Here is a 13,375-nt window from a genome sequence, read left to right as displayed (position 1 = left end):
CGCCTCAGTCACCACCACCGCACGAAAGTCACGTATGTCCGTCGAGTCGCCGTCCACCGCGCCACGCCTCGCACCCGCGAGGCCGCACCACCCCCAGCGGCAGCCGAGCCGTACGCCCGCGTACGGCTTCTGGCGAAGACTGCTGCCCGTCCTGGCCGCCGTCGCCCTCGCCATCAGACTCCCGTCCTTCCTGCACCCCTTCTGGAGCCCCGACGAGGGCTATCTCGCCGTGCAGGCCCGGATACTGGCGAACGGCGGGGAGTTGTACGAGACCGTCGTCGACCGCAAGCCGCCCCTGCTGCCCTGGCTGTACGAGGCGGCGTTCACGCTCTTCGGCGACGGATCCGTCCAGGCGATGAAACTCCTCGCGGTCGCCGCCCAGTTCGGCACGGCCACCCTGCTCGCGGCGTTCGCCCGGCGCCGCTGGGGCGACCGGTCCGGTGCCACGGCCGGGGTGCTCTTCCTGCTGATCTCCGTCGGGTTCATCCCGCAGGACACCCAGGCCCTCACCTTCGAGGTCGTCATACTGCCCTTCACGGCGGCGGCCGTCGTCTGCGCCGACCGGGGCCGCTGGGGCGCCGCCGGAGTCGCCGTCGCCGGGGCGTTCCTCACCAAGCAGACCGGCGGCGTGGTCCTCGTCCCGGTGCTGTGGCTGCTCTGGCGGGCCTGCGGACCCGGCCCCGCAGTGCGGCCGGCACTGCTCCGTACGGCGGCCGGCTTCGCCGTCCCGGTCGCCGCCGCCGCGCTCCTGACCGACCCGGCGGGCTTCCTCTTCTGGACGGTCACCGGATCGGGGGCGTACGCCTTCTCCCTCACCGGCTCCGAACTCCACGTCCTCATCCGGGCGTTCGTGAACAGCCTGATCCTCTGCCTCTGCTGCGTCGGCATCGTCCCGCCGGTCGCCAGGGCCCTGCGGACCACCCACCGACCGGCCGGGAGACCCCTCACCGACCTCTGGGTCTGGTTCGCCGCCTCCGCCGGGGCCGTCACCGTCGGATTCCACTTCTACGGCCATTACTTCCTGCAACTCCTGCCGCCCATCGCCCTGTTGGCGACGGCCGCCCTGCGGTCGCTGCGCCAGGAACGGCTCAGATCCGTCCTGTCGGTGCCGGCGTGGGTCTGCGCGCTCTTCGTGCTCTGGGCGGTCTTCGCCCCCCGCTCGGAACTCGTCCACGCCGAACGTGTCGCCACCGCCGTACGGGAACACAGCGCCCCCACCGACCGGGTCCTCGTGTGGGGCATACACCCGCAGACGTACCGCCTCGCCGACCGCGCCCCCGCCAGCCGCTATCTGACCGCCGGGCTCCTCACCAACTTCAGCGGCGGCAGGGACGGCCCGCAGGTCGGCGAGGCATACGGAGTGCCGGGCGCCTGGCGGGTCTTCGCCGAGGAGATGCGGGCGCGACCGCCCACGCTGATCGTCGACGACTCACGCGGCAAGCCCTACGGCCCCGAACGGCTCCCGACGCTACGGCGGTTGCTGGCCGGTCAGTACGAGCCGCTTCCCGGGACCGTCGAGGGCACCGTCCTCTACGTACGCTCCTCCGGGAGCTGACGCACCGTCCGGGGCCCGACGCATCGCGCCCCGTACGCCTCGACCCGGCGCCGCAGCTCCCGGTCGGCGGTGACGACGACACAGGGGCGCCCGTCCGCGCCCGCGGCCAGTTCCGCGATCAGGTCGTCGCCACTGCCGGGCGCCGACTCCACCCGTACACCCGGCACGGACTCGATGCCCCGCGCCTGGCCCTCCACGACCAGCACCAGCTCCAACGGCCCGGGAATCCCCGCGTCGGGCAGCCCGTCCCCGGCGAGGGGCACCAGGTGGTCCCGCAGCCGCTCGGCCGCCGCGCGCCGGTCGCGCCACCATCCGTCGGGCACCGAACCGACCACGTTCGCCCCGTCGACAATCAGTAGAATCCGCACTTCAGGAGCGTGCCACAACCGCCCGGGGCGGTACGGTTCCCGTTCGCCCGCGAATGCTATCGTCGGGGAAATTTCATGCGCTGGGAAGGTGGCAGTGGGTCATGGCACTGCGGTCCGCACGGACGTCGAAACGATCCGGTCGGGGCCCCGGCGAGGCCCCGGACATCGGCGGCCGCCCGGCTGAGTCCGTCCCCGTTCCCACGGCCGACGGCACACTGCCCGCGACCACCGGCTGGCTGGTGCGCGGCAAGGACGGCAGGCTCACCGCGTACGCGCCCACCGAGGGCGGCGTGCTGCGGTGGACGGAGGACCGGCTCGGCGGACCACGCTGGTCGGGCCCCGAACTCCTCCCGGCCCCGGGCCTGTTGCCGTACCTGTCCATCGCCAGCGGCTCCGAGGGCTACGTCCACCTGGTGGGCCTGCGCCGCAAACCGGCCGCCGAGGGGCAGATCCGGACGGACGTCGTGTACGCCGTGCAGTTCCAGACCGGCCGCCCGCTGCGGGACTGGCAGCCGCTCAGTACGCCGTACCCGAAGGACCTCGCCAGAGGCGGCCTGCTCGGTCTGCCCTCGGCGGTGATCGACCCCAACGGCTCGCTGCACCTGTTCGCCCGCAACGCGGGCCGCGGCCTGTCGGCCCGGATCCAGAAACCCACCGGAGCGTGGGTCGGGTGGGCGGACCTCAAGGGGTCCCGGATGACGGGCGAGGCCGCGGCCGTCGTGGGCGAGGACGGTCTGATCGAGGTCCTGGGCCCGACCGACGACGCGGTGATGCGCTGGCGGCAGCCGAAGGTGGCGGTGAAGGCCGAGCGCGACCTGAAAAGCTTCGCGGCACGCGTCGCCCCCGGCACCCTCACCTCGGAGCGCACCGGCGGCGACCGCCTCACGCACTACTGGCGCGACACCGACGACCGTACGGTGCACGCCTGGCGTCTCGACACGGGTGAGACCGCCCCGCTGGGCGGTCCGGGCACCGGCCCGATCGCCCTGCTCCGTACCCCCGTGGACGGCCACGACTGCACGATCCTGGCCCAACGCGGCCTCGACGGACGGCCCTTGCTCGCCGCCTACCCGACGGAGGACGAGGCGGCGGGCGTCACCTGGACCCCGACCGGCGAACAGTGCGTGGGCGCGCCTGCGCTGGCGCTGGACGGGCAGGGCAGGGTGGTGATGGCCGCCATCGCCACGGACGGCGGCCTGCGGGTGGCCCGTCAGAAGGCGGAGCCGGGGCTGGCGTTGGAGGCGTGGGCGCGGGTCTGAGGGGGCGGGGGTTTGTTTGCCGGTGCCGCCCGGTGGTCGTTGTCCTCAAGCGCCGGACGGGCTGGGTGGGTTGCGGTGGTGGCCGGGTGCCGCTCCGGGGTCATGCCCGGACGGCGTGATTTACGCCGCGTGCCCCGTTCGTTGGACCCGAGGGAACCGGGCTTTTCACGCGGCACAAATCAGCCTGAGTGTCCGGCCACGACCCCTGCGCGTCCCCCTTCCAACCCGCGGGCGGGAGTGGGGGTTGAACAGCGCCACGTGACGGCGTGAGGGGGGCGGGGTCGCAGGAGGGGTGTGTTCGGACACTCAGGCTGACTTGTGTCGCGTGAACAAGCCGGGTCGTCGGGTCCAACGAGCGTTGCACGCGGCGTAAGTCATGCCGTCCGGACATACCCCTCCGGAGACCCCGAACCCCGCCCCCGGCAACGAAACCGCAACCCGCCCGGACACCAACCCCGGACCACCGGGCTCCCGCCCGGTGGTCCGCCGAACAAGCGTTACGCCGGGACGCTCGCCACGCCCGCCTCCAGGAACTTCTTCCCGTTCACCCGCTCCGAGACGCCCTCCCGGTCCAGGTACGGCGTGATGCCACCCAGATGGAACGGCCAGCCCGCGCCCGTGATCAGGCAGAGGTCGATGTCCTGGGCCTCGGCGACGACGCCCTCGTCCAGCATCAGACCGATCTCCTGCGCCACCGCGTCGAGCACGCGCGCCCGGGTCTGCTCCTCCGTCAGCACCGTGTCGCCCTGCTTGAGCAGCGCCACGACCTCGGGGTCCAACTCCGGCTTGCCGGAGTCGTACACGTAGAAGCCCCGCTTGCCCGCCTTGACGACCGCCGCCAGGTTCTGCGAGACCGTGAAGCGGTCCGGGAAGGCCCGGTTGAGGGTCTCGGAGACATGCAGACCGATCGCGGGACCGACCAGCTCCAGCAGGACCAGCGGCGACATCGGCAGACCCAGCGGCTCGACGGCCCTCTCGGCGACGGCGACCGGGGTGCCCTCGTCGATGACGTTCTGGATCTCGCCCATGAAGCGGGTCAGGATGCGGTTGACGACGAACGCCGGGGCGTCCTTCACCAGCACCGCGCTCTTCCTGAGCTTCTTCGCGACACCGAACGCCGTCGCGAGCGACGCGTCGTCCGTCCGCTCGCCGCGCACGATCTCCAGCAGCGGCAGGATCGCCACCGGGTTGAAGAAGTGGAAGCCGACGACCCGCTCCGGGTTCTTCAGCTTCGACGCCATCTCGGACACCGACAGCGACGAGGTGTTGGTGGCGAGGATCGCGTGCGCCGGGGCGACCGCCTCGACCTCCGCGAACACCTGCTGCTTGACGCCCATCTCCTCGAAGACGGCCTCGATGACGAAGTCGGCGTCGGCGAAACCGTCGGCCTTGTCCAGGACTCCGGTGACCAGGCCCTTGTAGCGGTTGGCCTTGTCCTGGTTGATCCGGCCCTTGCCGAGCAGCTTGTCGATCTCGGCGTGGACATAGCCCACACCCTTGTCGATCCGCTCCTGGTCGATGTCCGTGAGGACGACGGGGACTTCGAGCCTGCGCAGGAAGAGCAGCGCCAACTGCGAGGCCATCAGGCCCGCTCCGACGACACCGACCTTGGTGACGGGCCGCGCCAGCGACTTGTCGGGCGCGCCCGCCGGGCGCTTGGCGCGCCGCTGCACGAGATTGAACGCGTAGATCCCGGAACGCAGTTCACCGCCCATGATCAGGTCGGCGAGCGCGGTGTCCTCGGCGTCGTAACCCGCCTGGAGGTCACCGTCCTTGGCGGCGGCGATGATGTCGAGCGCGCGGTACGCGGCGGGGGCCGCGCCGTGCACCTTGGAGTCCGCGACGAACCTGCCGCGCGCGACGGCCTGGTCCCACGCGTCGCCCCGGTCGATCTCCGGACGCTCCACCTTCAGCTCGCCGCTCAGGACCGACGCGGTCCACAGCAGCGACTGCTCCAGGAAGTCCGCGCCCTCGAACAGGGCGTCGGCGATGCCCAGTTCATAGACCTGCGCGCCCTTGAGCTGCTTGTTCTGGTTGAGCGAGTTCTCGATGATCACCGTGACCGCGCGGTCGGCGCCGATCAGGTTCGGCAGCAGCGCGCAGCCGCCCCAGCCGGGGACGAGACCGAGGAAGACCTCGGGCAGCGAGAAGGCGGGCAGCGCGGCGGAGACGGTGCGGTACGAGCAGTGCAGCCCGATCTCGACGCCACCGCCCATCGCGGCGCCGTTGTAGTACGCGAACGTCGGTACGGCGATGGCCGCGAGCCTCTTGAAGACGTCGTGGCCGCCCTTGCCGATGGCCAGCGCGTCCTCGTGCCGCTTCAGCAGCTCGACACCCTTGAGGTCGGCGCCGACGGCGAAGATGAACGGCTTGCCGGTGACACCGACACCGACGATCTTTCCCTCGGCGGCCTCGGCCTCGACCTGGTCGATCGCGGCGTCGACATTGGCCAGCGACTGCGGTCCGAACGTCGTCGGCTTCGTGTGGTCCAGGCCGTTGTCCAGCGTGATGAGCGCGAACGTGCCCACGCCGCCGGGGAGTTCGAGGTGGCGTACGTGCGCCTGGGTGACGACCTCGCCCGGGAACAGCTCGGCCGCGCCCTTCAGGAGTTCAGCGGTGCTCACTTGTTTCCTCCGTCGAAGTGCGGGTTCTCCCAGACGACCGTCGCGCCCATGCCGAAGCCGACGCACATGGTGGTGATGCCGTAGCGGACGTGCGGCTGCTCCTCGAACTGCCGGGCCAGCTGCGTCATCAGCCGTACACCGGAGGACGCGAGCGGGTGGCCGTACGCGATGGCGCCGCCGTACTGGTTGACGCGCGGGTCGTCGTCGGCGATGCCGTAGTGGTCGAGGAAGGCCAGCACCTGTACGGCGAAGGCCTCGTTGATCTCGAAGAGGCCGATGTCGTCGATCGACAGACCGGCCTTGGCGAGGGCCTTCTCGGTCGCCGGGATCGGGCCGAAGCCCATGACCTCCGGCTCGACACCCACGTACGCGTAACTCACCAGGCGCATCCTGACCGGCAGCCCGGCCTCACGCGCGAACTCCTCGGAGGCGATCAGCGAGGCGGTGGCGCCGTCGTTCAGACCCGCCGCGTTGCCGGCCGTGACACGGCCGTGCGGGCGGAACGGGGTCTTGAGACCGGCCAGGGACTCCAGCGTCGTCCCGGGGCGCATGGGCTCGTCCTCGGTGGCCAGGCCCCAGCCCGTCTCACCGCCCTCGGGGTTGGTGCGGCGCACCGAGACCGGCACGAGGTCCTGCTGGATCTTGCCGTTCGCGTAGGCCTTCGCGGCCTTCTCCTGCGAGCGCACGGCGTACTCGTCGGCGCGCTGCTTGGTGATGTGCGGGAAGCGGTCGTGCAGGTTCTCCGCGGTCATGCCCATGAAGAGGGCCGACTCGTCGACGAGCTTCTCCGAGACGAACCGCGGGTTCGGGTCGACGCCCTCGCCCATCGGGTGGCGGCCCATGTGCTCGACACCGCCGGCGACGACCACGTCGTACGCGCCGAAGGCGATGGAGCCGGCGGTGGTCGTCACGGCGGTCATCGCGCCGGCGCACATGCGGTCGATCGAGTAGCCGGGGACGGACTGCGGCAGCCCGGCGAGGATGCCGGCGGTACGGCCGATGGTCAGGCCCTGGTCACCGATCTGCGTGGTCGCGGCGATGGCGACCTCGTCGATCTTCGCGGGGTCGAGGTCCGGATTGCGCCGCAGCAGCTCCCGGATCGCCTTCACGACGAGGTCGTCGGCCCGGGTCTCGTGGTAGATGCCCTTCGGGCCCGCCTTGCCGAACGGGGTGCGGACGCCGTCGACGAAGACGACATCCCTGACGGTACGAGGCACGATGGCTCTCCTCCAGGGTGCGGGGGCTCTGCGGGCACGCTTGCTTGGATCCTATGCTACTTGCGGGTAACCGGGGGATGTTAGGCGCGTCACGGTGGTTGCTGTTTCGTTGCCGGGGGTCGGGGTTCGGGCCCTCCGGAGGGATATGTCCGGACGGCATGATTTACGGCGCGTGCACGGCTCGTTGGACCCGAGGGAACCAGCATTTTCACGCGCCACAAATCAGCCTGAGTGTCCGAACACACCCCTCCTGCGACCCCGCCCCCCTCACGCCGCCACGTGGCGCCGTTCACACCTACCGCCGGTCTGCGCGAGGGAAGGGGGACGCGCAGGGGTCGTGTCCGGACACTCAGGCTGATTTGTGCCGCGTGGGAAGCCCGGTTCCCTCGGGTCCAACGAATGGGGCACGCGGCGTAAATCATGCCGTCCGGGCATGACCCCGGAGCGGCACCCGGCCACCACCGCAACCACCCCAGCCCGTCCGGCGCTTGAGGACGAAACCGGCCGCCGGGCGGACCCGGCACAAGACCAACCCGGTCAGCCCGTGGACGCCGTCGCCCCCAGCGCCCGCGCCAACAGCGGCGCCACCTGTTCCACCTGCCACCGCCGCGCGCCATGCGCGGCCAGCGCCTCCGAGACCGCCTCCACGCTCCGCTCCGCCGGCGGCTCCCAGCAGACCCGCCGCACCGTGTCCGGCGTGATCAGGTTCTCCTGCGGCATGTTCAGCCGCTCCGCGAGCGCCGTCACCGAGGCGCGGGCGGCCGAGAGGCGGGCCGCCGCCTCCGGGTCCTTGTCCGCCCACGAGCGCGGCGGCGGCGGACCGTTCAGCGGCTGGCCCGGCTGCGGCAGCTCCGTGTCGGGCAGCGCCTTCGCCCGGTCGATCGCCGTCTGCCACTGATCGAGCTGGCGCCGCCCCATCCGGTGCCCGAAGCCGGGCAGCGCGGTGAGGGCGTGCACGTTCAGCGGCAGCGCGAGCGCCGCCTCGATGATCGCGCCGTCGCTGAGGACCTTGCCGGGGGAGACGTCGCGTCGCTGCGCGGCCTGGTCGCGGGTGTTCCACAGCTCCCGTACGACGGCCATCTGCCGGCGCCGCCGGACCTTGTGCATGCCGGACGTACGGCGCCACGGGTCCTTGCGCGGCGGAGGCGGCGGCGCGGAGGCGATCGCGTCGAACTCCTGCCAGGCCCAGTCCAGCTTGTTCTGCCGGTCCAGCTCCTTCTCCAGCGCGTTCCGCAGATCGACCAGCAGCTCCACGTCCAGCGCCGCGTACCGCAGCCACGGCTCGGGGAGCGGCCTGGTGGACCAGTCGACGGCGGAGTGGCCCTTCTCCAGGGCGAACCCGAGGACGTTCTCGACCATCGCGCCGAGGCCGACGCGCGGGAAGCCCGCGAGCCGGCCCGCCAGCTCGGTGTCGAACAGCCGCGTGGGGCGCATGCCTATTTCCCTGAGACACGGAAGGTCCTGGGTGGCGGCGTGCAGGATCCACTCCGTGTCGGCGAGGACGTCGCCGAGGGCGGAGAGGTCGGGGCAGCCGACGGGATCGATGAGCGCGGTGCCCGCGCCTTCGCGGCGCAGCTGTACGAGATAGGCGCTCTGCCCGTACCGGTAGCCGGACGCGCGTTCGGCGTCGACGGCCAGCGGGCCGGTGCCCGCGGCGAAGGCAGCGATCACCTCGGCGAGCGCTTCTTCGGTGGCGACCACCGGCGGAATGCCTTCGCGAGGCTCCAACAAAGGGATCGGCGCCGATTCGACGTCGTCCGGGGGAGCGCCCCCGGTGGTTCGCAGTGGTGGGTCTGCTGCGGTGTCTTGGGCGTCGGTCACGTGTCAAGGGTATCTGTGAACGGACGCCGCCCGCCGACGGAACGTTCCGTCGGCGGGCGATGCGGCCGGTGGGGAGGGTGAAACCGGTCAGTGAATGATTCCGGTACGGAGGGCCACGGCGACCATTCCGGCCCGGTCACCCGTGCCGAGCTTGCGCGCGATACGGGCGAGGTGGCTCTTGACGGTCAGGGCCGACAGGCCCATGGAGACGCCGATCGCCTTGTTCGACTGGCCTTCGGCGACCAGTCTGAGCACCTCGACCTCACGGCCGGAGAGCTCGCGGTAGCCGCCCGGGTGGCTCGGGGAACCCGGGGGACGGCGGTGCATGCGGGGTCCCGCGCCGATGGGTGCGGCGCCGGGGCGGCCGGGGTGGCCGATGTTCGTACGGGTACCGGTCACGACGTAGCCCTTGACTCCGCCCGCGAGGGCGTTGCGCACCGCGCCGATGTCGTCGGCGGCGGAGAGGGCGAGGCCGTTGGGCCAGCCTGCTGCCCGGGTCTCGGACAGCAGGGTCAGCCCGGAACCGTCGGGCAGGTGGACGTCGGCAACGCAGATGTCGCGTGGATTGCCGACGCGGGGACGCGCCTCCGCGATGGACGAAGCCTCGATGACGTCACGTACTCCAAGGGCCCACAGGTGGCGGGTGACGGTGGAGCGGACGCGAGGGTCGGCCACGACGACCATGGCCGTCGGCTTGTTCGGGCGGTAGGCGACCAGGCTTGCGGGCTGCTCGAGGAGAACGGACACCAGGCCTCCTGGGAAGGTGCGGGACGGGCCGGCTCGGGGATGAAGCCGGGGGCGAACCGTGCTTGAAGGGTCATTGACCTCTTCGGCAGCAACCGTCCCCGCCTTTAGAGAATGATCACGAATTGATGAGTAACAATTCGGGCAATTCGGATACGCGATCGATCATCCTACGAGTGGGCCCATAGCCGGCGAGCCGATTTCGGCGGGTGGCCGGGCCCGTCCTGGGTCCTGTCCGGCGGATCTTCGGGGATCAGCCCGGGGCGGCTGGCGCGGTGCATCGCAAGGCGGAGGATCGGCGTTGTGGATGGCCCGGCCGTACTTGGCCGACTCCGACAACGCAGGGAGGTGCCGTGCCAGGCGTTCCGGGCCCCCGAACATCCGCCGGACAGGGCCTAGGGGGTGTCTTGCCGATCTTGCCGGGCTCGCGGTCCCTGGCACGCACGCCCGCCGCGTTGTCGTCGGTCGGCATGGCTCCGCCATGCCTCCCTCCTCCGCCTTGCGATCGCACGCGCCAACGTGACATCAGCCGCTGCGCGGCGGGCGCTCCCTGATCCGGCCTGATCGACAAGACACCCCCTAGCGGGCCTGCGGCCCCCGGCGCTGGGGGAGCGAGACCACACCCGCCCCCGGCTCCGTCGGGCCCGTCGGGGCCGCCGGTGGCAGACCCGCGAGCTGGCACAGCAGATCGCACCAGGCCGCCAAGTGCGTTGCCGCGTCCGGGACTCCGCCCATGCCCTCGCGCGGTGTCCAGGACGCCCGGATCTCGATCTGGGTCGCCGGGCGGCGCTCCGAGAGCCCGCCGAAGTAGTGCGACCCCGCGCGCGTGACCGTGCCGCTCGGCTCTCCGTAGGAGAGTCCACGTGCCTCCAGCGCCCCGGTCAGCCACGACCAGCAGACCTCCGGGAGCAGCGGGTCCGCCGCCATCTCAGGCTCCAGCTCCGCCCGTACGAGCGTCACCAGCCGGAATGTGCCCTGCCAGGCGTCGTGCCCGTCCGGGTCGTGGAGCAGAACGAGTCTGCCGTCGGCGAGGTCGTCGTCCCCCTGGACGACCGCCGCCTCCAGTGCGTACGCGTGCGGTGCGAGCCGCTGGGGCGGCTTGGTCGGGTCGATCTCCATCTCGGGGCGCAGCCGCGCCGTCCGCAAAGCTTCGACGGCCAGCCGGAACGCGGACGGGACGGAGTCCTCCTCCGTACCCCCCGTACCGCCGACGCCGTTGGAATGATCAGAAAACTGTCCCTGAGCCGCAGCCATGCGGGGAAGAGTAGGCGGAACGAGCGTCCCGTGCGGTGAAGGACACCCTGCCCGGGGCGGCCGCTTCTGTGTACATGCGAAGATTCTGGGCGTGAGCGCCAACGACCGCCCCTCGGGCCAGCCGACGAAGACCGCAGCGACAGCGGCGACACTCGCCACCCGCGACTCCGCCTTCATGAAGGCGTGCAGGCGGGAGCCCGTACCGCACACCCCCGTGTGGTTCATGCGGCAGGCGGGGCGTTCGCTGCCCGAGTACCGCAAGCTGCGCGAGGGCACGGCGATGCTGGAATCGTGCACGCGGCCGGATCTGGTCACCGAGATCACGCTCCAGCCGGTACGCCGGCACGGGGTCGACGCCGCGATCTACTTCAGCGACATCGTCGTCCCGCTCAAGGCCATCGGCGTGGACCTTGACATCAAGCCGGGCGTCGGCCCCGTCGTCGCGCATCCCATCCGCACGCGCGCCGACCTCGCGCAGCTGCGGGACCTGACGCCCGACGACGTCCACTACGTCACCGAGGCGATGGGCATGCTCACCGCGGAGCTGGGATCCACCCCGCTGATCGGCTTCGCGGGCGCCCCGTTCACCCTCGCGAGCTACCTCGTGGAGGGCGGGCCCTCCCGTAACCACGAGAACACCAAGGCCATGATGTACGGCGACCCGGAGCTGTGGGCCGAACTGCTCGACCGGCTCGCGGAGATCACCGGCGCGTTCCTCAAGGTGCAGATCGAGGCGGGCGCCAGCGCCGTGCAGCTCTTCGACTCCTGGGTGGGCGCGCTCGCCCCCGCCGACTACCGGCGCTCCGCGATGCCCGCGTCCGCCAAGGTCTTCGACATGGTCGCCGGATACGGCGTACCGCGCATCCACTTCGGTGTCGGTACGGGCGAACTGCTCGGCCTCATGGGCGAGGCGGGCGCGGACGTCGTCGGCGTCGACTGGCGCGTACCGCTGGACGAGGCGGCCCGCCGCGTCGGCCCCGGCAAGGCGCTCCAGGGCAACCTCGACCCTGCGGTCCTCTTCGCCCCCACGCGGGCCGTGGAGACGAAGGCCGACGAAGTCCTCGACGCCGCCAAGGGGTTGGAGGGGCACATCTTCAACCTCGGCCACGGGGTGCTGCCGAACATGGACCCGGACTCGCTGACCCGCCTGGTGGAGTACGTCCACACGCGGACGGCCCGCTAGGACCTGGCCGACTACCAGCCCGCCTTCCGGACCGCCGCCGTCGCCTTGCGGGCCGCCACCAGGACCGGGTCCCAGACCGGGGAGAACGGCGGCGCGTAGCCCAGGTCCAGCGCCGTCATCTGTTCCACCGTCATCCGCGCCGTGAGGGCGACCGCCGCGATGTCCACCCGCTTCGCGGCGCCCTCGCCGCCGACGATCTGCACGCCGAGCAGCCGGCCCGTACGGCGCTCGGCGAGCATCTTCACCGTCATCAGCCGCGCGCCCGGCAGATACCCGGCGGTGCCGGTGGACTCGATGGTCGCCGAGACGTACTGGAGCCCCGCCGCGCGGGCGTCCTTCTCGCGCAGCCCCGTCCGGGCGATCTCCCGGTCGCACACCTTGCTGACGGCCGTGCCGACGACGCCCGGGAAGGTGCCGTAGTCGCCGCCCACGTTGGCGCCGATGATCTGGCCGTGCTTGTTGGCGTGCGTGCCCAGCGCGATGTGGCGGGTGGTGCCTGTGATCAGGTCGAGCACCTCCACGCAGTCGCCGCCCGCCCAGATGTGCTCGTGGCCGCGTACCCGCATCGACAGGTCGGTGAGCAGCCCGCCGTGCGGGCCGAGCGGCAGACCGGCGGCCTCGGCGAGCGCCGTCTCCGGGCGGACGCCGATGCCGAGGACGACGACGTCCGCCGGATACTCCGCGTCGTCGGTGGCGACCGCCCTGACCCGGCCGTCGTCGCCGGTGAGGATCTTCGTGACGGCGGCCCGCCCGACGGTGGTGATGCCGAGGCCGTCCATCGCCTCGTGGACCAGCCGGCCCATGTCCGGGTCCAACGTGGCCATCGGCTGCTCGTCGCGGTGCAGGACAGTGACCTCGTACCCGCGCTTGAGCAGCGCCTCCGCCATCTCGACGCCGATGTAGCCCGCGCCCACGACGACCGCGCGTCCGCCGTCGCCCGTGCGGGTCAGGGTCTCGATCAGCGCCTGGCCGTCGCCGAGGGTCTGTACGCCGTGTACGCCGGGTGCGTCGATGCCCGGCAGCGGGGGCCGGATCGGGCGCGCGCCGGTGGCGATCACCAGCTTGTCGAAGTCCGTCCACGACTCGGTCCCGGCGTCCAGGTCCCGGGCCCGGACCCGCCGGCCCGCGGTGTCGATCTCCAGGGCCTCGGTGCGCATCCGCAGATCGATCCCGCGCTCCCGGTGCTCCTCGGGCGTACGGGCCACGAGGTCGTCCCGCCGCCCGACGTCGCCGCCGACCCAGTACGGAATGCCGCACGCCGAGAACGAGGCGAAGTCGCCGCGCTCGAAGGCGACGATCTCCAGTTCCTCGGGCCCCTTGAACCTGCGGGCCTGCGACGCGGCGGACATT

The 13,375-nt window shown here is 71.7% G+C and carries 10 protein-coding genes; 3 read left to right on the top strand and 7 right to left on the bottom strand.

The features are described from left to right. Positions 1–34: 34 nt before the first annotated feature. Entirely contained in the window at positions 35–1,555 is a 1,521-nt protein-coding gene (locus tag ACFT9I_RS33445; protein ID WP_382570674.1) for an ArnT family glycosyltransferase, read from the top strand. On the opposite strand, the gene ACFT9I_RS33440 is transcribed toward ACFT9I_RS33445, so the two are convergent. Continuing rightward, positions 1,531–1,923 carry an NTP pyrophosphohydrolase gene (locus ACFT9I_RS33440; protein ID WP_382570671.1) on the bottom strand — a complete coding sequence of 131 codons (393 nt, stop codon included), beginning with the start codon at positions 1,921–1,923 and terminating at the stop codon, positions 1,531–1,533. The two genes, ACFT9I_RS33445 and ACFT9I_RS33440, sit on opposite strands and share 25 nt — an antisense overlap. Positions 1,924–2,024: 101 nt before the next feature. On the opposite strand from ACFT9I_RS33440, the gene ACFT9I_RS33435 reads away from it, so the two are divergent. Continuing rightward, complete coding sequence (locus ACFT9I_RS33435; protein WP_382570669.1) at positions 2,025–3,182, top strand: hypothetical protein; 1,158 nt, start codon at positions 2,025–2,027, stop codon at positions 3,180–3,182. A 497-nt stretch (positions 3,183–3,679) separates the two neighbouring features. On the opposite strand, the gene ACFT9I_RS33430 is transcribed toward ACFT9I_RS33435, so the two are convergent. The 5 genes from ACFT9I_RS33430 to ACFT9I_RS33410 all read right to left on the bottom strand — a co-directional run bounded on the left by ACFT9I_RS33430 (position 3,680) and on the right by ACFT9I_RS33410 (position 10,842). Further along, the gene (locus ACFT9I_RS33430) at positions 3,680–5,806 is read right to left on the bottom strand and encodes a 3-hydroxyacyl-CoA dehydrogenase NAD-binding domain-containing protein (protein WP_382570667.1); all 2,127 of its coding nucleotides are present in this window, start codon (positions 5,804–5,806) and stop codon (positions 3,680–3,682) included. Beyond that, entirely contained in the window at positions 5,803–7,023 is a 1,221-nt protein-coding gene (locus ACFT9I_RS33425; protein ID WP_382570664.1) for a thiolase family protein, read from the bottom strand. Before ACFT9I_RS33425 ends, ACFT9I_RS33430 begins: the two co-directional genes overlap by 4 nt. A gap of 537 nt (positions 7,024–7,560) precedes the next feature. Continuing rightward, positions 7,561–8,844 (bottom strand): HRDC domain-containing protein, encoded by a 1,284-nt coding sequence (locus ACFT9I_RS33420; RefSeq protein WP_382570661.1) that lies wholly within the window; start codon positions 8,842–8,844, stop codon positions 7,561–7,563. An 87-nt stretch (positions 8,845–8,931) separates the two neighbouring features. Continuing rightward, positions 8,932–9,591, bottom strand: a complete 660-nt coding sequence (locus tag ACFT9I_RS33415; RefSeq protein ID WP_023537917.1) for a response regulator transcription factor — start codon at positions 9,589–9,591, stop codon at positions 8,932–8,934. 576 nt (positions 9,592–10,167) lie between these two features. Continuing rightward, a complete protein-coding gene (locus ACFT9I_RS33410; RefSeq protein ID WP_382570657.1) occupies positions 10,168–10,842 on the bottom strand; it encodes a DUF3000 domain-containing protein in 675 nt (224 codons plus the stop codon). A gap of 91 nt (positions 10,843–10,933) precedes the next feature. On the opposite strand from ACFT9I_RS33410, the gene hemE reads away from it, so the two are divergent. Then, a complete protein-coding gene (gene hemE / locus ACFT9I_RS33405) occupies positions 10,934–12,025 on the top strand; it encodes a uroporphyrinogen decarboxylase (protein WP_382570654.1) in 1,092 nt (363 codons plus the stop codon). Between the two features lie 11 nt (positions 12,026–12,036). On the opposite strand, the gene ACFT9I_RS33400 is transcribed toward hemE, so the two are convergent. After that, positions 12,037–13,374, bottom strand: a complete 1,338-nt coding sequence (locus ACFT9I_RS33400; protein WP_382570651.1) for an FAD-dependent oxidoreductase — start codon at positions 13,372–13,374, stop codon at positions 12,037–12,039. Position 13,375 lies beyond the last annotated feature (1 nt).

Source organism: Streptomyces sp. NPDC057137 (assembly GCF_042670825.1).
Classification (GTDB): Bacteria; Actinomycetota; Actinomycetes; order Streptomycetales; family Streptomycetaceae; genus Streptomyces.
This window is presented reverse-complemented; position numbering and strand designations above follow the sequence as displayed.